Genomic DNA, 21,718 nt, shown 5'->3' with positions numbered 1-21,718 from the left:
AAACAATCATGAAAAAGCAAAGAAAAATCATCATTGCAAGTGTATTACTGTCAGGTGCCACATTTTTTATTTCGTGTTCGCCCAAATTCTGGAATAGGCCCAATACAAGCTATCAGCCATTACCTGAAATTACCTCACTAAAGAAAAAAGATAAAATAAATGAGGCTTATCAGTTTCTGGAAAAAGAAACCCAATATGATGCTTTTATTGCGCTCAGAAATGATAGCGTATTGGCCTCGTGGGGAGATGTAAGTCTGCCTATCATGACACACTCGGCCCGAAAAAGTATTATGAGCGTACTTTATGGCATTGCTATCGACAAAGGGTTAATTCAACTAAACCAGACGTTGGGCACATTAAACATTGATGATAAAAAAGCCCCTCTTACAGCCCTTGAGAAAACCTGTACGGTAAGAGATTTACTGATGTCACGTTCGGGTATTTATATAGAAGCGGCAGGCGAAACCAAAGAAATGAAAGCGGCTCGCCCAAAGCGAGGTATGCACAAGCCCGGAGAATTTTTTTATTACAACAACTGGGGCTTTAATGTATTAGGAACCATATTTGAACAACAGACACGCCTCAGTATTGGCGAAGCTATTGAAGAATGGTTGGCCAAACCTTTAGGTATGAAGAAGTTCAGAGCTAATTACGTGATTTACAAGCAGCCCGATTACTCAGAACACAGGCAGTATATTATTTTCATGACAGCAGAAGACTTGGCCCGTATAGGAGTGTTAATGCTGAACAATGGTTATTGGAAAGGGAAATCGATAGTGTCGGCAAGTTGGGTGGCCGAAAGTACTCAACCCTACTCGGAAGATAAAGGGAACGAACCTTTTGACCACTATGCTTATTTATGGCTGAACGACACCGACGAGGGGACTTTCTGGGCCTCGGGTTGGGGAGGGCAATTCATGATTGTTGACCGGCAGCATAAACTCGTGGTTGTTTCGCGTAACGATACGGGGCGGTCGCTTTTACAACAAGGTTTATTTATGTGGAAAGGCAAACAAGCCTCAAGGCAGCACCATCAGGATTTACATCACCTGATGATAACCGCCTGCCAGTAAATAAATCATTGAGTTTGTGGGGTTCCTGAATGTTTTTTAGTAGGCATTCAGGAACATAGCTTTTAAACAGGCAGGCTACTATTTTAATGGCTATATACAGGTGGTTTATCGGGATACAGGCAAGGTCTTATGTTGTAATTCTTTACAATCAGCAGCCAGAAAACTATCATTGGCTGTATCGCTCAGCCATTTCATGTCCGACTTTAAGCATTCAGTAAAATAGAGGGTTTTATCATTTGCTTTAAAAGAAGCAACAATAATATAGAAGTGTTCAGATAGCTCATCGAAGTGGTCGAACTGATGGGCAAAAAAATTTTCTCCCTCAATTATTCGTTTGGCATCAAGAAATATTTTTTCCTGATAGTTTTCAAAAAAGCCTTTTGCTGCGGTATCAGTAATCCGAACTCTGTTTAAGGTTTTAATCAGGATTCGGGCCGCTTCGGCGGCCGATAAGGTGTTTTTTTCTTGAATTGATACCTTAATTCTGAGGTAGGCTTCAATAGCTTGCCCAAATAAAGCCTTTGTGGAGGCATCGGTAACTGTGAAGTTTTTTAATTCGGCATCAATATTTTTTCGGGGAATATCGCTTATGAGTGTGCTTTCTGAGAACAAAGTATTTTTAACAAAGTCTTCGTCATCAAGAGTTTTCAGAAAAGCAATAATCTTTTGTTGTTCATCGGCATTCATCCGAATACCTGTTTGCCCGTCTTTGATAAGAATAGGGTCAAGCGAAGGTGTTTTTTCTACTTTTGTGGTATAATGTTCCAGCACTTGTTCAAGCGTTGAAAACCGCCCATCGTGCATATAAGGCGAAGTATAGGTTAAATTTCTAAGGCTTGGCACCTTGAATCTGAATTTATCAGTCTCCTGTTGGGTTATCTCAAACCGACCTTTGTCGTTATCTTTCGCGGCTAAACCGTTATTCCTGAACGAAAAATCAGTAAAAAGGTCACCCGAATGGCAAGAAGCACATTTTTGTTTAAACAATGCGAGCCCTTCAAGCTCAATGGGATTGAGTGTAATGCCTTCGTTCCGAATGTAGCGGTCATATCTGGTATTGGCCGAAACCATCGTGAGCATAAACTGAGAAAGAGCTTTCAGGAATCGTTCGTTATTGATTTCAGCACTGCCAAAGGCTTTCGTAAATAATTCAGGGTATAGGGGCGAGGTACGTAGTTTTTCCAGTACATTGGCCATCGATTCATCCATTTCTGCCGGATTTGTTATCGGTGACACCGCAAAGAAATCTAGATGTGGCACGCTGCCATCCCAACCAAAACTAGTAGCCCATGCCAGATTAAACAAGGGCATGGCGTTTCGTTTACTGAGCCTGTCGTTAACGCCATGGCTGAGTATATGGCCATGTTGAGTAAAACCCGCCGTTTGCTGGTGACAACTACCACAGCTTATGGTGTTGTCTGACGACAGAACGGCATCATAAAACAAGGTTTTGCCGAGTTCTACACCTGCGGGTGTAATGGAGTTATTCAGGAAGTCATAAGCTGGTTTTGGAAAATTGGCAGGTACCGAAAAAAGGGTAGTTTCTTGCTTGCTTTTAAACGATAAAAAAGCAATCATAATCAAAATAATACCCGTTTTTAGCTTTATGTTCATTAAATAACTGCTGTTTCGGAAGCGGTTTGATGTTTTCTGTCTGAATATTATTAAGTACGATAACCAGCGGGCATTTAGTATTTTAATTAATAAACAAACCCCATTTTTCTGCAAAATAATAAAGCCTTTGGTTTTGCAGAATATTTTCTGAATTAATTTGTAAAACAATTAAATTACTATTCACTGTTATTAAAGAGGTTTTAAACTTACAAATACCCTAATAAGTGTAACTACTTTCTTGCATGAAGTAAAAACAAAGTTAATTTTACTATTAAATTTGACAAGAGTAGTACTTAACCGAGTACATTCATAAAGCCTAAGCTCATAAATATTAACCTACTATAATTGCCTTTTAAAATGCTAGACCATTTTCCTTTTTATCTTATCCTGATAGTCATTATTGTGTTACTGATAATGCTAGCCAATAAAATTAAAGTAGCGTATCCGGTACTACTAGTATTGGCGGGTTTAACAATCAGTTTTATACCGGGGGTGCCAGTGCTAAAAATTGACCCCGAACTGATTTTTATTATTTTTCTGCCCCCATTACTTTATGAAGCTGCTTGGGCCAACTCATGGAAAGAACTCTGGTACTGGCGGCGTATTATAGGTAGTTTTGCTTTTGTAGTTGTTTTCCTGACAGCCATTTCTGTGGCATTAGTAGCTAATGCCTTTATTCCTGGTTTTTCGCTGGCTTTAGGTTTTTTATTGGGGGGTATTGTTTCACCACCCGATGCTGTGAGTGCCAGCGCGATTCTGAGATTTGTAAAAGTACCTAAGCGGATGTCGTCAATACTGGAAGGAGAAAGCCTGTTGAACGATGCTTCTTCTCTGATTATTTTCCGTTTTGCCATGATTGCCGTAGCCACCGGGCAGTTTGTCTGGTATCAGGCAGCCATGAGCTTTAGCTGGATGGTAATAGGGGGCGTGGGTATAGGGTTAATAGTAGGTTTTATTTTTATGAAAGCACATAAGTGGCTGCCAACCGATGTAAACATGGATATTATCTTGTCGCTGGTTACACCGTATGCCATGTATATTGCTGCCGAAGAATTGCATAGCTCAGGGGTTTTAGCAGTAGTAGGAGGGGGGCTTTTGTTATCAAACCACAGGCATCGTTTTTTGAGTGGTTCATCTCGCTTGCGAGGCGAAAACGTGTGGCAGAGTCTGGTGTTTTTGTTGAACGGCCTTGTTTTTTTATTAATTGGGCTAGACCTGCCCGAAATAGTGTCGGGTCTGAAAGAAGAAGGAACCAATTTCTACGAAGCCACAGGGTATGGTTTGCTCATTACGCTGGTTTTAATCATAGGCCGAATGATTGCTGCCTACGGGGCCGTGGTGGTCACCAAAATTGCTAGTTATTTTATTACAGTGGCCGACAAAAACCCGGGTTTGAGAGGACCTTTTATTCTGGGCTGGACGGGTATGCGTGGAGTAGTTTCGTTGGCTGCTGCTTTATCTATTCCTGCTACTTTGGCTAATGGTGCTTCTTTTCCGCAACGAAACCTGATTCTGTACATAACTTTCGTTGTGATACTGGTTACGTTAGTTTTACAAGGGCTGACCCTGCCTGTGGTAATCAGAAAAATACATATACCGCAATATAATGACCATCTGTCGGAAGAAGAAACCGAACTACTGATTCGGGAAGAACTGGCAAAAGATTCATTAGGGTATCTGACCGAAAACCATCAGGAAGAACTGGAAAATAATCTGGTTTTAAAACATCTGGCAAGCCATTGGGAAATCCAGTTACAATCGGAAGAAAGAACAAATATGCCTGAAAGCGTAAAAACAATTTATAAAACTATTCTTGAACGGCATCGTCATTTATTACTGGAAAAAAACAAGAATATGCAACGTATAGATGAGGAAATCATAAGAAAGTATCTGCATCATATAGACCTTGAAGAAGAAAAAATAAATCTGGATTAGCAACATTTTCAAGAAACTGAATGTTCTCTGAAAACACGCCTACTATTGATTATTTAAGCAACAAAGAATGAACCTAGCTAAAAAATTCGGGCAGTTTCCTGACAAGAAACGAAAAGCCTATTTTAATACACTTTCTAATTATAAGAACGGACAATTCCAGAATCAGGTTCTTACACCCGCTTTGGCCGAAGGAGCAAATATGGCTAAAGTACTCTGGAATTTTTTTGGAAAGCACCCCGATACGGAACCTAAAAAAATAATAGAAACTGTTGAGACTGATTTAAAAAATATACCTTCCACCGAACAGGTTTTAGTCTGGTTTGGGCATAGTTCTTATTTCATTCAGGCAGATGGTAAAAAGTTTCTTGTTGACCCTGTATTCAGCGGAAATGCCTCGCCTGTACCAAACTCTATCAGGCCATTTGCCGGAACAAATTTTACACAGGCAGAAGATATACCCGAATTAGACGTACTTTTTATCTCGCACGACCATTGGGACCACCTCGATTATGAGACCGTACAGAAGCTACAACCCAAAGTAAATAAAGTAGTTTGTGGCTTGGGAGTAGCCCAGCATTTTGAATACTGGGGTTGGGATAAAGATAAAATCATTGAAAAAAACTGGTACGAAAGCGCCGATTTAGGTAATGGGTTTCAGGTTACCTTAACACCTGCAAGGCACTTTTCAGGTAGGTTATTTGCACGAAATATATCTCTCTGGACATCCTTTGTGTTACAGACTCCATCAAAAAAAATATTTCTTGGGGGCGATAGTGGCTATGGGCCACATTTTAAAGAAATAGGTGAAAAGTTCGGACCTTTTGACCTAGCTATTATGGAGTGCGGGCAATACAATCAACAATGGCCTTATATACATTCTTTTCCTGAAGAAATCATTGAGGAAGTAAAAGACCTGAAAGCCAGTAATTTTATTCCGGTGCATAATTCAAAATTTAAATTGGCACAGCATCCTTGGTATGAACCATTGCAACGGGTTACAGTGGCTGCCGAAGCGGCTAAAATGCCCATCATTACGCCAAGAATTGGTGAGAAAGTTGACCTGAACGACACAGGTAAAGTCTGGAGAAAATGGTGGCAAGAATAAACGTGAGAATAAGGTGCCAGAGATAAAACTTTAAAATACCCGAGCCAATGCTGAAAAAAGAAAAACTGGAAATCATCAGAAAATATTACCCCAATGCTTTAACTACCATTGATACAGTAAATAAAATCATTGATTTCGTGGAAAATGAACTGGAACTTGAAACCGAGCAAATCATGATGGCTGATAGTATTTGTAGCGACGACGTGAATAGTATTCAATATCCGGTGCGCTCTCGTGAGTTTCTGGGGCCATTTAAAATGGGTGGGCTTGATGGTTTTCCGTTTACAGGTTTAACAGGTATGGGCGCTTTTGCCAGTCATGTGCCCGACAACGGAGCCGTATTTGTATATTATGGCCCGCATATTGGTATTTCAAAAGATGGAACCATCGGGCAGATTCAGCGGTTTGGGCAAAATCAGAAATCTGATTGTTGTGGTGCTGCCAAAGGAGCCTTGAGCAAATTATTGAATAATGATATAGAAGCGGGCAAAATAACCGAAATGGATTACCAGATGAATACCATTGAGCAAATAATTTATGCCCAGAAAGACCGAATTATTAATGCCACACTACCTTTACATGAAACCACCGAAGTAATTTATGAAGCCATTGATAAAAGAATTCTGGAACTCGTAAAAGCAACTCGATATAATTGCAGATATGTTATTCTGATGGGTGTTATCCTGATAAATAGTGACATAGAAATTGGTTCTTTTTCTTCGGCCAGAAGATTTGATATTATCCATCTGAAAGACAATAGCCGGCAAGATTTATTGTCTCTTTTTAATTGACTCACGCACTAATTTGCCAGATACGCCGCAAATAGCTGCAAAACTGTTGCCTGAGGGTTATCGTTCGTGCTTACTGATTTTTCCTCACTAATTGTTGATTAAAATTTCTCCACAAAAATTGATTCATTGCTTTGCATAACAGTTTTATATTTATTTACTTTGTTTTTAAAAGTACTTTTCATTTTTGTTAAAAATAAGAAATGCCAATAATGCGTTGCATCAATCTTATACCAGTGAGAAGAGGTTGGATTTTCTCAAGCAGATGTTTCTAAAACTAACCCTGATAGTATTTGGGTATTGAATAATTTACCATTTATGCGTTTATAGATAGAGAAATACCCAACAATAGCTTTGAAAAATGAGTACCTGATTGAGAAAATAGCTATTTAAGTACTACGGATAGAGTATTATAAAAACAGAACTATTGATTAGCAAGAAAAGAATTTATGAATTTTCGGGAGATTTTTCGTTTTGAGTTCAACTATCAGTTACGCCGTCCGTCGGTATGGCTGTATTTCTTTATATTGTTGGCATTTGCATTTTTGCTTATGAGAGTAGCCGCACCCACCGACGGAAGCTATATGAATGCGCCTGCACAAGTTGCGCTGCTCTCGGTTTTTGCAAACCTTGTCTGGCTTCTGATGGCAGCTTCTATTACAGGCGATGCTGCCGCACGTGACATTCAGACACGTATGTATCCGCTCATATACACTACTCCGGTTAGTAAAGCTGCTTATTTATTCGGGCGTTTTTTTTCAGCCTTTATGCTTCACGCCATTGTTCAGCTAGCTGTGCCTCTCGGTATTTTATTAGCTGTATTTATGATTAATACAAGTGCTGGGGCAATCGAAACTTTTCGCTTAAGCACGTACCTGAGTGTATATGTTTTTATTAGTTTACCTGTAATTTTTGTTGCTACGGCCGTGCAATTTACTGTGGCAGTTTTAAATGGCCGAACCATCGCAAGTTATGCAGCCAGTATATTACTTTTATTTGTGTCTCAATTTATTGGGCCAATGGTAGCCCATTTTTCAGGTAAATGGGAAATAGCCAAATTAATAGACCTTATCGGGATAGTGAGCCTGGCCAGAGAAATGGAAACATGGACACCTATCCAGAAAAATACTCGATTGGTTACAGCAGATAGTACGTTTCTTTTAAACAGGGTTCTGTGGATGGGTGTGGCATTAGGTTGGCTGGCCTTTGCCTACCTACGGTTTCAACTCAGGCAACCTTACCCGAACAACTGGCTAAGCCGCCTTATTAAAGGCCGGAAAACCACTTCTTCTCTGCCAAAACAAGTTACAAATAAGTTTCCAGATGCTTGGCTGCCTCATAGCAGCTTTGTTCCGGCATTTAATCGCACCTTTGGCTTTTATACCCATGTTCGTCAGATACTTGCTATTGCTCAGGCATCATTCAGCCAAATAGCCAAGAGTTTTGCAGGGCTAACAATTATTGCTTTATATGGGTTGATTACTGTGGTGTTCGGAGCCACTATTATGCAGCATATTGATGTGCCTTTGCTCCCCACTACTTCACAGGTAATAAATTTAATAACTTCGCCTGTAAGCAGCGTAAAAACACCGTTGGTGATAGTGCCTGTACTGCTTGTTTTTTATGCGGGGGAGTTGGTATGGCGTGAACGTGAAGCACGTATTAACGAATTAACAGATACTACTCCTGTAACAGAATGGAGCCTTTTTTTAGGCAAATTATTGGGTCTTGGACTGATAATTATTGTCTGGATGTTAACGTTGATGCTAGCCGGAATCCTTTTGCAATTGGGTTTGGGTTATCATAATTTCGAAATACCTGTTTATCTGCAAACTCTTTTGGGCTTCCAGTTTATTGAGTACCTGCTTTTTGCTTGTCTGGTGCTGGCTATACACGTATGTATTAACCACAAATATATCGGACATTTGTTGGCATTCGGGGTTTTAGGTCTGATAGCTTTTGCTCCTAAAATTGGTGTTCATCATAAACTACTCATTTTTGGTGCTTCTCCGGCATGGTCATATACGGATATACAAGGGTTCGGTGAGTCGGTAACACCGTGGTTATGGTTTAAGGCTTACTGGACAGGCTGGAGCCTATTAATAATAGTGGTTGCTTCGTTGCTTTGGTCGCGTGGCAAAGAAGAAGGTTTCATCAGACGGCTTCAACAGGCAAAAGCTCGGTTTACACGCGCTACACGCATCGTTGCGCTCATGGCTGCTATATTTGTAGTAGCATCAGGCGGGTACATTTTTTATAATACTAATCTACTGAATGATTATCAAGTTGTTTCGGACAATAAGGCAAGACTTGGAGCATACGAAAAACTTTACGGTAAATACAGGTATATTCCCCAACCTCGAATAACAGGCACTAACCTTTATGTGGATGTCTATCCCGAAGAGGAGAGAGTAATAATACGAGGAACCTATTCTCTCGTTAACTACACTAACACACCCATAGATACTATCCATCTGGCTGTGGCATCAGGGGTAAAAACTAAGGTGATTAATTTTAATAAGCCCGCCAGATTTATACTTGAAGATGCGCAGCTTGGGCATAATAGTTATAGGTTAGAACAGCCTCTGCAACCCAGCGATTCTATAAACCTGAATTTTGAGGTCTATTACCAGCAAAAGGGTTTCACCAATAATGGTGTTAATACGGCCGTCGGTAAAAACTATACCTATTTTACAAGTAAAGACTGGCTGCCAGCCATCGGGTACCAGCCTATTCGTGAATTAACCAATGCCAGAGACCGCCAGCAATATGGTTTGCCTCCACATCCTGCTATTCCAGCTCTTGAAGATAAAAATGCACGTTTGGGTCGTCCTGATGCAGAACGTATCAACTTTAATGCTGTGGTAAGTACTACTAAAAACCAAACTGCCGTATTACCCGGTAAATTACAACGGAAATGGACAATAGGCGAACGCCAGTATTTTCATTACAAAACAGACATTCCTATTCCGAACGATTATGCTCTTTTTTCGGCCAATTATGGTATATACAAAGCCCAATGGAAAGGGATTGAAATTGAGATATTTCATCATCCGTCGCATACAGCTAATTTAAGCCGTATGGTACGAGGTATACAGGCGGCACTCAACTATGGTGCCTCTCACTTTGGCTCTTACCCATATAAGTATCTTAGATTGATTGAGCGTTCCAGCCAGCATATTGGTTTACACGCCGAAGCTACTACCATCGATTACACCGAAGGGTTCTCATACCTGAATATTGACAATAAGCAAAAAGGAACCGACCTAGTATTTGCCGTAGTAGCCCATGAAGTAGCGCATCAATGGTGGGGTAATCAGTTAATACCTGCCAGAGTAGAAGGCTCGCCATTGATAAGTGAAGGGCTAGCTGTTTATACCGAAATGCAGGTGGTAGAGGAAACTTATGGCCAAGACCAACTGAATCGACTACTTACAACCCTGAGAAAAATGTATGAAATGCCACACACACGTGCCTCTGTGCCTTTACTTCGGGCTTCTGATTCCTTTCTGGCTTATCGTAAAGGACCTTTTGCACTCTATGCCATGAGTAAATACATAGGTAAACAACAGATGAATGTGGCACTCAGGAGTTTTTTTAATAAATATGGCGGAGGTGAGCCTCCGTTACCGACCACGCTTGATTTATATCATGAACTAAAGATAGTTACGCCAGATTCGCTTCAAACCCTGTTGCACGATTTCTTTGAAGTAAACACCTTCTGGCAGTTTAAAATTGAACAGGCCAAAGCCATACAAACCCCAAAAGGCAACTGGCAGGTAATACTTGATATTGAGGTGCAAAAGCAGGTAGTACATCAAAATGGTAAAGAAACAGTACTACCTATGCACGATTGGGTAGAAATAGGTGCTTTTTCGGGTAGTGGGCATGAAACTAAATCAATGAATCCAATTTATTTGCAAAAGCATCAGATTGGCTCTGGCAAACAGAAACTCATATTCACCGTACCCCATAAGCCCACCCGCGTAGGTGTAGACCCACATTATTTATTAACAGACCCAACACAACAAGATAACAGCAGGGTAATAAAATATTGAGCTGGTCTAAAGATACAAATAAGGCATTAGATACTTTTGGGCGTTGTATTTGCATCAATATTTTGTTTGGTAATACGGTTCTTCTGGAATTTCTACAATATATTTATGCAACATAGTTGCATATTTGTAGTTGTGATTTATTTTTGCAACATTATTGCAAAAATAAATTAATACAAAATGAAGAAACTACCCGTAACTGTGCTGTCAGGATTTTTGGGAGCCGGAAAAACCACATTGCTCAATCATATTCTGCATAATAAAGAAGGGCTGAAAGTAGCCGTAATTGTAAATGATATGAGCGAAGTAAACATTGATGCTCAGTTAGTTGAAAAGGAAAATACTTTATCACGCACCGAAGAACGCCTTGTAGAGATGTCGAATGGTTGCATTTGTTGCACCCTGCGTGAAGACCTCATGATAGAAGTAAAAAAGCTGGCTAAAGAAAACCGATTCGATTACTTGCTCATCGAGTCTACGGGTATTTCAGAACCTGTGCCTGTTGCACAAACTTTCAGCTTTATTGATGAAGAAACCGGTATTGATTTATCTGAATGGGCCTATATAGATTGCATGGTAACAGTAGTAGATGCCTTCAATTTTAGTAAAGATTTTGGTTCGATAGATACCGTAAAAAGTCGGAATCTGAATGAAGATGAACAGGATTACCGCACGATTGTAAACCTGTTAACCGACCAGATTGAATTTGCCGATGTAATTATTCTTAATAAAACTGACCTCATAAGCCCTGCCCAGTTAGGCGAGTTAAAAGCTATTATTTATTCACTAAACCCCGTTGCTAAGCTGCTGGAATCATCGTTCAGCAAGGTAAATCCTAAAGAGATTATCCATACCGGACTATTTGATTATGAGAAAGCCGAAACTTCAGCCGGATGGATTCAGGAACTGGAAAACCGTAAGAATGGAAATGAGCATACCCCTGAAACAGAAGAATATGGCATAGAGAGCTTTGTTTTTCGTGATAAACGACCTTTCCACCCTCAACGCTTCTGGCACTACATATCTGAAAACTGGCACGCGGGTATTATCAGGTCAAAAGGTTTGTTCTGGATAGCATCAAGGCCAGACGAGGCACTAAACTGGAGTCAGGCCGGAGGTTCGCTCAGGGCTGAGCGCGCGGGTGTGTGGTGGGCTAGTATGCCCTTTAATGTGCGTATCCGGTACGCTTCATTTGTGAACAATCAGAAACAGATTGAAAGCCGTTGGGATAAACAATTCGGCGACCGCCAGAATGAATTAGTAATCATAGGTCAGGATTTAAATCGGCATCTGCTTATCAGCGAACTAACCGGCTGCCTTTGTACAGAAGCAGAAATAAAACACATGGAAACAAAAGGTAAGTTTCAAGACCCTTTTCCGTTGTTTAATTAAAATTTTTATTCATAGCCTGAAGTGTTCTTATGCTTCGGGCTATGAATAAAAGTAGCATAGTTATTCTACCGTATTACTTAAAGTACCAATGTTATCAATAGAAATATGCACGGTATCGCCCGTAATCAGAGAAAAACTATCGGGTGGCACAATGCCTGTGCCCGTCATCAGAAAACAGCCAAACGGAAAACTACACTCAAATGTAAGATATTTTACTAATTCGGGTAGTTCACGTTTCATCTGGCTCAGGCGTGTTGACTGAGTAAAAATTTGTTTGCCTTCTCTTTCAATTTCGAGCAAAATCTGTGTTTCTTTTGTCAGGGGTTCTTTCAATACAAGAATGGCAGGCCCTATGGCTGCACTTTTGTCATAGGATTTTGCCTGTGGAAGATACAATGGGTTTTCGCCTTCAATATCACGCGAGCTTACATCATTTCCAATAGTATAGCCTGCTATTTCGTTATTTGAATTAACAAAAAGAGTAAGTTCAGGCTCAGGTACATTCCATTTTGAGTCTCTGCGTATCCTGATATTTTGTTTGTGGCCTACTGTACGGGCAGCCGTAGCTTTGAAAAATATTTCGGGGCGTTCGGCTGAGTAAACTCTGTCATAGAAATCTCCGCCCCCTGCATCTTTCGATTCCTCCATACGGGCATTTTTGCTTCTCAGATATGTAACACCCGAAGCCCAAACCTCTTGTGAAACAATAGGAGCTAATAAAAAATCGGTTATTTCAAAACTCGTTTCTGGCTGCTTACCAGCTAACGAATTTTCAAGGAAATCGTACAGGTTAGACTGGTTGATTAAAACATCAAAACTACTTTCTGTAAATGAATAGAGGTTACCTTCGTGTTCAACAAATGGTCCTTTTGTAGTATTATATATTTTCATTAATGTGGTTAAATGGTTTGAAATTATTTGATAGACGATACGCTCATGAGATGAAATTTAACCAAAGCCACTCATACGCATAATTAACAATGCACCTTCTTGATTACAGGCCGTTAATTTGTATATAGTACTGCCTGAACATCAAAAAGGTACATCCGCTAAAAAATATTTTTCAATTAGTATACTCGTAGAGCTAATACCTAGCGTATCCAGCCATTGCGTTTTAGCCAGCCAAATAGTGGTTCCATCCAGCCTTCATGACGGAAAATAAAACCGTGGTCGCCTTTAGGGTAAATGTGCATTTCGACCTCGACTTTCTGGTGGCGTAGCTTTTCAAAGTAGACAATACTGTTGTCAACGTCTACCACTTTATCATCGGCAGTATGGGTAAGGTAGGCAGGTGGGGTGTTAGATTTTACCTGAAGTTCGTTAGAGAATAGTGTAATATCGGCCACTGACGGATTTTTGCCTATCAGGTTTTCTCTTGAACCCTTATGCGCAAGGCTATCTGTCAGGCTAATGACCGGATACACCAGAATCTGAAAATCAGGTCTTAAACTGGTGTTATTACTGTTTTCGATATAAGGCGTTTCGAAATGTGTTGCCGCAGTAGAAGCCAGATGCCCCCCTGCCGAAAAACCCATAATACCAATTTTATTTTTATCGATGTTCCATTGAGCGGCATTCTCCCGAACCATTTTAATTGCTTGTTGGGCATCCTGCAAAGGGCCAATTTTTTTGTCGGTCATGGTTGCGTTATCGGGCAAACGATACTTTAAGACAAAGGCTGTAATACCTTTTTTTACCAGCTCTTTTGCCGTATTAATTCCTTCGCCCTGATACACTACTACGCTATATCCACCCCCCGGAACAATCACTACGGCTGTACCCGTTGCTTTGTCTTTGTCGGGCCTGTAAACTTCGAGGGTAGGGGTAGTAACACCTCTCAACACACCCGTATTAGCTCCTGATTCTTTTACATCTGATACTTTTGAATTAGGAATGGCTGATGGGTATAGCGGCAAAATTTCCTGTGCCTTAGCCATGTAAGATGTTAACGACACTAACAAAACTGCTGTTGTTTTTATAAAGGCGTTTTTCATAGTTCGGGTAATAAGTTTTTTAGATAAATACAAACATCATATTGTTGTACAAGCAAAAATAAACAAATGTATTAAATTAGCTAAGGTAGCTCTACCATTGCCTTAATAACTCCGTTTTCAGGATTTAGCCAGCTTTCAAACTGGTTTTTTACTTCATCAAAAGGTACTCGATGCGTAATGTAGGTAGTGGGGTCTATGTCTTTGTTTTTCAGGCAACTGATAACATGCTCAAAGTCTTGTCGGGTAGCATTGCGGCTACTCATAAGTGTCCCCTCGCGTTTATGAAACTCAGGGTGGCTAAAAGCGATATCGCCTTTCTGTAAGCCAATCAGAATGTATCTTGCGCCATGTGCCATATAACGAAAACCGTTATTAATCGCCTTTAAACTTCCTGTGGCATCTATTACTACGGTAGGCATATCCCCTTGGGTAATTTCGGCCAATTGTTCAACCACATCGGTATCAAGTGCATTTACTGTATGTGCAACGCCGAGTTTATTCTGGCAAAAGCGCAGGCGATGCTCGTTAATATCTAAGGCAATTACTTTGCCTCCGGCTATACGGGCAAACTCCATTGCTCCCAACCCGATAGGGCCTGCACCTATAACCAACACGTATTCGCCGGCTATAACATTGGCTCTGCGGATACCGTGCGCGCCAATTGCAAGTGGTTCTACCAAAGCCAGTTCGTCGAAACTCAAGCCTTGTCCATGAATAAGAGTCGATGAAGGAACCGATAAATATTCAACCATGCCTCCATCAATATGTACGCCACAAACCTGTATCTGAGTGCAGCAGTTGGGCTTGCCTGAACGGCAGGCAATGCAGGTTCCACAACTAAAATAAGGAATAAACGTAACGGCTTCGCCTTTGGTAAACTCAGGGGCATTGTCGGCCTCTACCAGAATGCCCGATAACTCATGCCCAAGAATACGTGGGTACTGAAAGAAAGGCTGTGTGCCTTCAAAGGCGTGTAAGTCTGTACCACAAATGCCTATGCGCTTAATTTGTATAATGGCTCTTTGGGGGGCGGGCTGAGGTTTTTCTGTGGTTATATAAGCAAATTCTCCGGGTTGGTTACATATCAGTGCTTTCATGTTTCTATTCAAAAATAATAAGTGGTGTAAGTTGGCCTATAAAGTTGGTTTATGTTAATCAAATGGTACTATTATGAGCATTGGTCGGCGTAGCTTTACGCCATATAATACGCTTTTTAATGGTTTTGAAATCGATTGTAAAAATAAAAAGCTATCCTGATTTATATAAGATTTTTATGAAAAAGATATAAAACCTGTTAATCAGATAAACCTTAAAACGTACACAATTAACAACAAATATACCAGATACCCGACTAGTTTTCGGTTGTAAAACCTTTTTATTAGCTTTCTTTGAAATTTATTTTATATTTGACAAAATTGTTCACATCTGAGCCGGATTTTTATCAGATGTACATAAAATCACCAACCTATTATTTATGAATACTTCATTATTGTTTTAAGATGGGTAAAAGAAGAATAACTATTTATGATTTGGCCAAAGAATTAGGCATTTCGGCCTCTTATATTTCAAGGGCATTAAACGACCACCCCTCTATTAATCTCAAAGTACGGGCGCATGTCAAGCAAAAAGCACAGGAACTTAATTATAAACACAACTCACAAGCGGCTAATCTGCGTCGGGGTACTTCTAAAACCATAGGGGTTATTGTCCCCCATATTAATCAGAATTTCTTCTCCGAAGCCATTGCCGGTATTGAAGAAGTATGCTTTGAACATAATTACAGCCTGATTATTTGCCAGTCGCACGAATCATTTGTAAAGGAATGTAAAGCAATTGATACACTTATCCGGCAGAATGTAGACTGCCTGATAATTTCTGTTTCGGCCGAAACTCAGTCTGCCGAACATCTTCAGACTGTTAAAAATAGCCAGATTGATTTAATTCAGTTTGACCGATGCATGGACCAGATGACAGGATTCAAGGTTTTAAACGATAACAGAGATACAGCTTTTAAAGTTACACAACTAATGATAGAGCAAGGATACCAGAAAATTGCCTTTCTGGGAGGGCCTAGCCACCTGAATACATTTAAACGTCGGAAAGAAGGTTTTCTGACTGCCATTGCAGAAAGCACGTTAAGCATACCTCCTCATTTTATTATTGATGATATACTGGCACCTGCAAAAGCGATGGAGGTAGCCAGACAACTTTTGTTATCGTCAGAAGTGCCTGATGCTTTTCTGACCGTTTCTGACCACCAGTCGCTGGGTGTTTTGCAAACGGCTGAGTCTTTGGGCTTAAAAGTACCCGACCAATTAGGGATTTTTGGTTTCGCTAACGAAACCTTTGCATCAATGATTAGGCCACCGCTTTCGTCGGTCGAGCAAAGAAGCAAAGAGATAGGAAGAAGAGCGGCCCAAATTTATTTTGAGCATTTGCTACATAGAGACGAAGAAGACTTGACAGATAAAGAAGAAATAATTAAAAGTGAAATACTGATTCGTGCAAGTGCTTTAAGAAGACTTTTATCTGCATGATTTTCTAGTATTCGGTATTCTATTTTGTAGAAAAGTCTTACAACTTTAAACGATTCGCTACATTTGTGTTTTGTTTGATGCCTGACACACGATTGTAACAATCGTGCAATTACCATGACTATTTTTTTAATTCCCACAGTACTGGCCCCAGATACACAAACCGATGTGTTGTCGCCTCAGGTAATAGAGGTGATAAAAAATCTTAATGTGTTTTTTGTGGAAGACCTCCGTACCGCCCGACGTTTTATTAGTAGCCTGAAACTGAATAAAGTGATTGATGAACTCACTTTTTTTGAACTCAATAAAGATACTCCTCCTGAGCAAACCATGGCGCAGCTAAAAAAACTCAGGACCGATGCAGGTATTATCAGCGAGGCTGGTTGCCCGGGTATTGCCGACCCGGGTGCTGTGGCTGTAAACTTTGCACATCAATTAGGGTATAAAGTAAGCCCACTAGTTGGCCCAAGTTCTATTTTACTGGCTTTGATGGCTTCGGGTTTTAATGGCCAGAGCTTTATTTTTCATGGGTATTTGCCCATTGATAAAACCGCTAGAGTAAAAAGCCTGAAAAGCCTTGAACAAACGGCTAAAACTAAAAGCCAGACACAGATTTTTATGGAAACACCTTACCGTAATAATCAGTTGTTTGAAGATATGCTTCAAAACCTGAACCCTGATACAAGGTTATGTGTAGCTGCCAACATTACTGCATCGGATGAACTCATCAGAACTTTGACCGTAAAAGACTGGAAGAAACAAAAGCCAGACCTCCACAAAAAGCCTACTATCTTTTTGTTATTGTAGAAACCTTGAAACACTTGCCAGATTTCAGATGAACGTGCCTATGCTGAAATCTGGCAAAATATATACTTACAGAAAGTTTTGATACCAGCATTTAAAGAGACCAGTTGAAACTTCGCAGAAAATTTTGTTTTTCAGAATATGTATTATATTTCCTTACAGTGCAGGCGGCAGCAACATTCCGGTCATCAACATTCACGATTGATATATTGCCATATTCGTCTTGAGAAACGTAAAAATTATCAGCCGTGTAGTTAGGGTATCGTTGCGAAGTTCCTGGATAAACCGGATTATAGCCTGCTATTCGGGTTCCCGCTGTTGTTTTCTCAACCCTCATTGTTTGTTCAACCATACGCGTGTTACCATCGCTGAAATAACGCACACGCATTTTGCCAATGCCTTCATTCCAATCCATATAAAGAGCCGACCTGTATTGAGTAATACCCACCGTAAAAATTACTTCATAAACGTCTTGTGCCTTTGAAGTTAAAGAGCAAAGCATTACAGCTGCCATAAATAAAACTTTACTTACTTTCATAGTCTTAAAAGTTTAAAATGTTATCAACTAATTTTGTGTATATAATCTGTTTTCAGGAGTAAAATATACTATTTCAGAATTTCTCCGAAGTAGTAAGGTAGGACTTGTGTGGGCTTGTTTGACTATACTTGGCGTAGGTGCTTAATGCAAGATATAAAACAATAGCTGTAATTATTAGTAGTAAGTAGTAATTTTATTCTACGGTCTATTTTTGATTTGGTAAGTGATTTTTTTCAGAAAAACCAGACTTCATGCCACCTGTTTAGAGGGGAGTTAGCCTGAATACATATTTCAAGTTAGTAATTAATTACACACAATTTCATAAAACTATTCCCCGTAAAATACCTGTTTTCTGCTTATAACAAAACGTAAAAAGGGTAGATGTTTCCACATATAGTTTCTATCCATAGAAAAAATTTCCGGTTGCAGTATATTCAAATAAAAAGAATTGCCTTTACGCTGTTTGTAGAGGCTCGTTAATAGCTGGCATAAGTTTTTTATGCTAAGAAGTAAAACGATACTTTAATGTTTAATATACTGGTCATGAAAAAAAATATTCCTTTACAAAAGGAAGGCGGAGCCACTGACGCTGTTTCAGAAAAAACTTTCGCCACAGAAAAACAGGCTAAGTCTCATTTTCAGGTAGTGAAGCAACGGCTTTTAGCTATTAACCATTGGCATAAACTGGGAGGGGAAGAAAAAGCCAAATTTACCTTGTTTGATGCTAAAGGCGATGCCATTGAACGACCACCCATGATAGGTGACTATATACGCATAGATATACCCGGCCCGCTTAACAAATCGGGAGATGGTTTTGATTGGGTAAGGATAGAAGCATTTGAAGAAGATGAAGAAATGCACGAAGAGTTTGTTAACATTAGGGTCAGGCCGGCTAATAATCCGCAGAGTAAAGAGCCTGTTACTGCACATTTCTTTGATGATGTTGCAACAAGTAGCTTTTTAATCAGGCGCGCGCATACCAAAATAAGCACCGAAGTACACGGGCGTAACGAAAAACCCAATATTGAAGACGTAAACTTTGTAGAAAAGGTTAGAAATACTTTTGTGGCGTTAGGAGGAATATTCGGTGCAAGTAAAATTCAGTGGAAAAGTTTTACGGAAGGACTATTAACCTGATAATATAGCTAGGCTAGTTTCTCATTTTACCGAAATTCCATTTCAGGGTTATCTCAATGCGATTAGTGGGTGTGGTATTAAAAACGCCTGCCGAAAATCCGTTACCCAGTGTGCTACGGGTTTCGAGCATTAAGCGTTTGATACGCATACCAATTCCGCCTATTAAGCCTTGTTCTGTATTTCGGGCAAGTGTAGAAGTTAAATCGGCTTTTGCACCATCCATATCTTTAATACTGCTGGCATCGCTTATTACAATGGCATTCGAGATACCCGCAATGATATAAATAGATGGCTCGCCTACATAGAAGGTATAACGGAAAAGATTTTGTAAGCCTATGTAGCGTATATCATAATGATAGAAATGTTCTTGGTCATGAGCCGTACTTTTCAGAGAGTAGGTATGGATTTCGTTCAGAATTGCAAATCTGCCTCGGCCTCTGGCAAAAACATAATTCAGAAAAACACCACCAGCAGGGGTAATACTGCCGTTACCTTCTAAAAAATTATATGTATTAGGGCCAATCGGTACCACATGTGTAATGCGCGAATACCCCGCTCCGGCTATGATGCCATATTCCCATTTACTCCTTTGGTTTTGTGCAGCAGGTTGCAGAATAATCCTGAAACACTCGTTGTAACTATCAACAAGTTTTTTCATGTCTTTCTCGTAATAACCCGTGTTCTGGATAGGTAGTTTTTTGCAGGCATCGGCCAGCAGGCTGCCTAACTGCATTTCATATTGCTTGAATTTTGCTGTTTTATTTTCAGTTTCGATGATATGATAAACAAGCGGTTCAAGTTTTTTTCCGTTCTGAATAAGAAAATGCTCTTCTGAATCTTTATCAACAAATAAATAGAGGGTAACCTTACCTGTGGATAGTACCCTTACAAAAGCGTTTTTCTGAATTAATTGTTTATTTCGGTTAACGTAAGCGCCCAGACTTGGAAATACAATCTTACTACCATTGCGAGGAAGTTTCTCAATGGCAAAACTTAAAGAAGTATAGGTTTCTTGATTAAAATCAATGATGAACCCGCTTAATTCGTTGCTACTATAAACGAAACTGGATTGGTTTATTTCCCGCTTAAAAAATATTTCGAGTGGGCTTTTTATCCATTCTTTATAATCAATGTATCCGCTTAGGGTATCTTTGTCAAGCGTAATGAGTTTACCCTTAATAAAGTTTCTCTGAGCAAGGCATGTCTCGGCAATAAATAGTAAGAAGAGAGCGGTTCTTAGTTTAGTTCTCATAATTGCAGCATTACCTTCTCAAAGATATTGAAATAATGTAGTTTATTAGCGTAAATCTGAATAAAATTTATTCAATAGTCAATAAACGTATTTTTAAAAGAACAATACCCTAACCGATTGATAATAAACATGTTAATCATTCATGATTATACGTTATACTAACGCCCGATTTTGCCGAAATTAAGTTTAAGCCATAAATCAATTCTGTTATTAGGTATAGTAGTGCTTGCCCCTGTTGAATAACCGTTGCCACGGGCGTATCGGGCCTCTAAAGAGAGCCTTTTATAGGTAGTTCCTAGACCTAGTAATAGCCTTTGTTCGTCATTTCTGAGTGTATAAGAACTAAAATTTTCGATAGAGCCGTCCCAGCGTATAATGTAGCTTTTCTGCTTAATAATGAAGGCATAAGACAAACCCGCTGTGAGGTAAAGCGAGGGTTGGCCGGCTAGTACACCATAGCGGAATAAATGTTGCATACCCAAATAAGGCATATCATAATGATAAAACTGATTATCATAAGTGGCATTGCTTTTGAGATAATAGGTATGTAGTTCGTTCATGACTGCAAACCTGCCACGGCCTCTGGCAAAAACATAATTCAGAAATAACGCTCCAACAGGTGTAATGTTGGCGTCGCCTTTTACTGTATAATTACGGAAAGGAGTTGCAAATACGTGTTTGAGGCGAGTATAACCTGCACCAGCCATTAGGCCGTACTCAAGTCGCCCTCCACCTGTGGCAACAGGCGTTGTTTTAGGCGTAGTTCTGAAACAGTCATTATAACTATCAATCAGTTTTCGCATATTATTCACATAATAATCTGTCTGATAGAAAGATAATTTCTTGCAGGCGTCTGTCAGCAGATTTGCCAGTTGGGTCTGATATTGCCTGAATGTGGCATTGTAATGCTTGGTTTCGATGATATGATACACAAGTGCTTCGAGTGTATCGCCGTATTTAATCAGAAAATGCGCTTCTGAATCTTTGTCTACAAAATGATAGAGTGTTGCTTTTCCTTCTGACAAAACTCTCACAAAAGCACTTCTCTGAACAATTTGCTTATTGCGCCGCGCATATTCTTTCATGTTGTTAAACATCGTTTTATGATTACTTCTAGGGAAATACTCAATATCGAAATTTAACGAATGATATGTTTCGTGGCTAGAGTCAATAATAAAACCCGCTAGTTGTGTATGGCTATAAACAGTAGAAGTTTGGTCAGGTGTTTTTCTGAAGGCTATTTCAGTAGGGCTTATAATCCATTCTCTATAATCGATATAACCACTTAGGGTGTCTTTCTCAGCGGTGATAATGCTGCCTTTAACAAAGTTTTTTTGAGCTAAAGAAAGCTGGGCTGTGAAAAATAGGAAAGTAATAATTAACTGGAATCTCATTTTTAGTACACAACTAAGGTTTTCTCAAAGATAATAAATAATGCGAATAATGGGTTGAAAGAGCAGAAATAGAGCCAAGACAACTAAGACTTACTTTTATGGT

General features: G+C 39.7%; 16 protein-coding genes. 9 read left to right on the top strand and 7 right to left on the bottom strand.

The features are described from left to right. The first annotated feature begins 8 nt into the window (after positions 1-8). Positions 9-1,073: a serine hydrolase domain-containing protein gene (locus WAA15_RS20090; protein WP_337044626.1), complete on the top strand. Its 1,065-nt coding sequence runs from the start codon at positions 9-11 to the stop codon at positions 1,071-1,073. Positions 1,074-1,178: 105 nt separating this feature from the next. Here the strand turns inward: WAA15_RS20090 and WAA15_RS20085 are convergent, their stop codons facing one another. Further along, positions 1,179-2,687, bottom strand: a complete 1,509-nt coding sequence (locus tag WAA15_RS20085) for a cytochrome c peroxidase (RefSeq protein WP_337044625.1) — start codon at positions 2,685-2,687, stop codon at positions 1,179-1,181. Between the two features lie 357 nt (positions 2,688-3,044). On the opposite strand from WAA15_RS20085, the gene WAA15_RS20080 reads away from it, so the two are divergent. The 5 genes from WAA15_RS20080 (at position 3,045) to WAA15_RS20060 (ending at position 11,962) form a co-directional block, all read left to right on the top strand. Further along, entirely contained in the window at positions 3,045-4,622 is a 1,578-nt protein-coding gene (locus WAA15_RS20080; RefSeq protein ID WP_337044624.1) for a Na+/H+ antiporter, read from the top strand. Positions 4,623-4,689: 67 nt separating this feature from the next. After that, positions 4,690-5,727, top strand: coding sequence for an MBL fold metallo-hydrolase (locus WAA15_RS20075; protein ID WP_337044623.1), 1,038 nt, complete (start codon positions 4,690-4,692; stop codon positions 5,725-5,727). 47 nt (positions 5,728-5,774) lie between these two features. Then, positions 5,775-6,518 (top strand): hypothetical protein, encoded by a 744-nt coding sequence (locus WAA15_RS20070; RefSeq protein WP_337044622.1) that lies wholly within the window; start codon positions 5,775-5,777, stop codon positions 6,516-6,518. Between the two features lie 446 nt (positions 6,519-6,964). After that, positions 6,965-10,573 (top strand): M1 family aminopeptidase, encoded by a 3,609-nt coding sequence (locus WAA15_RS20065; RefSeq protein WP_337044621.1) that lies wholly within the window; start codon positions 6,965-6,967, stop codon positions 10,571-10,573. A gap of 177 nt (positions 10,574-10,750) precedes the next feature. Then, positions 10,751-11,962: a GTP-binding protein gene (locus WAA15_RS20060; protein WP_337044620.1), complete on the top strand. Its 1,212-nt coding sequence runs from the start codon at positions 10,751-10,753 to the stop codon at positions 11,960-11,962. Positions 11,963-12,022: 60 nt separating this feature from the next. Here the strand turns inward: WAA15_RS20060 and WAA15_RS20055 are convergent, their stop codons facing one another. The 3 genes from WAA15_RS20055 to WAA15_RS20045 form a co-directional block, all read right to left on the bottom strand. Continuing rightward, positions 12,023-12,853, bottom strand: coding sequence for a fumarylacetoacetate hydrolase family protein (locus WAA15_RS20055; RefSeq protein ID WP_337044619.1), 831 nt, complete (start codon positions 12,851-12,853; stop codon positions 12,023-12,025). A gap of 200 nt (positions 12,854-13,053) precedes the next feature. Then, on the bottom strand, positions 13,054-13,956 hold the full coding sequence (locus WAA15_RS20050; protein ID WP_337044618.1) for an alpha/beta hydrolase: 903 nt from the start codon (positions 13,954-13,956) through the stop codon (positions 13,054-13,056). A gap of 80 nt (positions 13,957-14,036) precedes the next feature. After that, on the bottom strand, positions 14,037-15,053 hold the full coding sequence (locus WAA15_RS20045; protein WP_337044617.1) for a zinc-binding alcohol dehydrogenase family protein: 1,017 nt from the start codon (positions 15,051-15,053) through the stop codon (positions 14,037-14,039). Between the two features lie 402 nt (positions 15,054-15,455). Between WAA15_RS20045 and WAA15_RS20040 the strand changes: the two genes are divergently transcribed. Beyond that, complete coding sequence (locus WAA15_RS20040; RefSeq protein WP_337044616.1) at positions 15,456-16,493, top strand: LacI family DNA-binding transcriptional regulator; 1,038 nt, start codon at positions 15,456-15,458, stop codon at positions 16,491-16,493. Between the two features lie 114 nt (positions 16,494-16,607). Continuing rightward, complete coding sequence (locus WAA15_RS20035; protein ID WP_337044615.1) at positions 16,608-17,297, top strand: SAM-dependent methyltransferase; 690 nt, start codon at positions 16,608-16,610, stop codon at positions 17,295-17,297. 91 nt (positions 17,298-17,388) lie between these two features. Here WAA15_RS20035 and WAA15_RS20030 read toward each other — a convergent pair whose 3' ends face one another. Then, positions 17,389-17,832, bottom strand: coding sequence for a hypothetical protein (locus WAA15_RS20030; protein WP_337044614.1), 444 nt, complete (start codon positions 17,830-17,832; stop codon positions 17,389-17,391). Between the two features lie 543 nt (positions 17,833-18,375). Here WAA15_RS20030 and WAA15_RS20025 point away from each other — a divergent pair. Continuing rightward, on the top strand, positions 18,376-18,969 hold the full coding sequence (locus tag WAA15_RS20025; protein ID WP_337044613.1) for a hypothetical protein: 594 nt from the start codon (positions 18,376-18,378) through the stop codon (positions 18,967-18,969). 13 nt (positions 18,970-18,982) lie between these two features. On the opposite strand, the gene WAA15_RS20020 is transcribed toward WAA15_RS20025, so the two are convergent. Then, positions 18,983-20,221 (bottom strand): outer membrane beta-barrel protein, encoded by a 1,239-nt coding sequence (locus WAA15_RS20020; RefSeq protein ID WP_337044612.1) that lies wholly within the window; start codon positions 20,219-20,221, stop codon positions 18,983-18,985. Between the two features lie 158 nt (positions 20,222-20,379). Continuing rightward, positions 20,380-21,615 (bottom strand): hypothetical protein, encoded by a 1,236-nt coding sequence (locus tag WAA15_RS20015; RefSeq protein WP_337044611.1) that lies wholly within the window; start codon positions 21,613-21,615, stop codon positions 20,380-20,382. Positions 21,616-21,718: the final 103 nt, after the last annotated feature.

This window comes from Emticicia sp. 17c, from assembly GCF_037153985.1.
Classification (GTDB): Bacteria; Bacteroidota; Bacteroidia; order Cytophagales; family Spirosomataceae; genus Emticicia.
The sequence above is the reverse complement of the archived record's forward strand: the minus strand, read 5'-3'. Positions and strand labels throughout refer to the sequence as shown.

Coding starts and splice junctions, on each gene's coding strand:
- WAA15_RS20090 (WP_337044626.1), top strand. CDS start 9: ATGAAAAAGCAAAGAAAAATCATCATTGCAAGTGTATTACTGTCAGGT.
- WAA15_RS20085 (WP_337044625.1), bottom strand. CDS start 2,687: ATGAACATAAAGCTAAAAACGGGTATTATTTTGATTATGATTGCTTTT.
- WAA15_RS20080 (WP_337044624.1), top strand. CDS start 3,045: ATGCTAGACCATTTTCCTTTTTATCTTATCCTGATAGTCATTATTGTG.
- WAA15_RS20075 (WP_337044623.1), top strand. CDS start 4,690: ATGAACCTAGCTAAAAAATTCGGGCAGTTTCCTGACAAGAAACGAAAA.
- WAA15_RS20070 (WP_337044622.1), top strand. CDS start 5,775: ATGCTGAAAAAAGAAAAACTGGAAATCATCAGAAAATATTACCCCAAT.
- WAA15_RS20065 (WP_337044621.1), top strand. CDS start 6,965: ATGAATTTTCGGGAGATTTTTCGTTTTGAGTTCAACTATCAGTTACGC.
- WAA15_RS20060 (WP_337044620.1), top strand. CDS start 10,751: ATGAAGAAACTACCCGTAACTGTGCTGTCAGGATTTTTGGGAGCCGGA.
- WAA15_RS20055 (WP_337044619.1), bottom strand. CDS start 12,853: ATGAAAATATATAATACTACAAAAGGACCATTTGTTGAACACGAAGGT.
- WAA15_RS20050 (WP_337044618.1), bottom strand. CDS start 13,956: ATGAAAAACGCCTTTATAAAAACAACAGCAGTTTTGTTAGTGTCGTTA.
- WAA15_RS20045 (WP_337044617.1), bottom strand. CDS start 15,053: ATGAAAGCACTGATATGTAACCAACCCGGAGAATTTGCTTATATAACC.
- WAA15_RS20040 (WP_337044616.1), top strand. CDS start 15,456: ATGGGTAAAAGAAGAATAACTATTTATGATTTGGCCAAAGAATTAGGC.
- WAA15_RS20035 (WP_337044615.1), top strand. CDS start 16,608: ATGACTATTTTTTTAATTCCCACAGTACTGGCCCCAGATACACAAACC.
- WAA15_RS20030 (WP_337044614.1), bottom strand. CDS start 17,832: ATGAAAGTAAGTAAAGTTTTATTTATGGCAGCTGTAATGCTTTGCTCT.
- WAA15_RS20025 (WP_337044613.1), top strand. CDS start 18,376: ATGAAAAAAAATATTCCTTTACAAAAGGAAGGCGGAGCCACTGACGCT.
- WAA15_RS20020 (WP_337044612.1), bottom strand. CDS start 20,221: ATGAGAACTAAACTAAGAACCGCTCTCTTCTTACTATTTATTGCCGAG.
- WAA15_RS20015 (WP_337044611.1), bottom strand. CDS start 21,615: ATGAGATTCCAGTTAATTATTACTTTCCTATTTTTCACAGCCCAGCTT.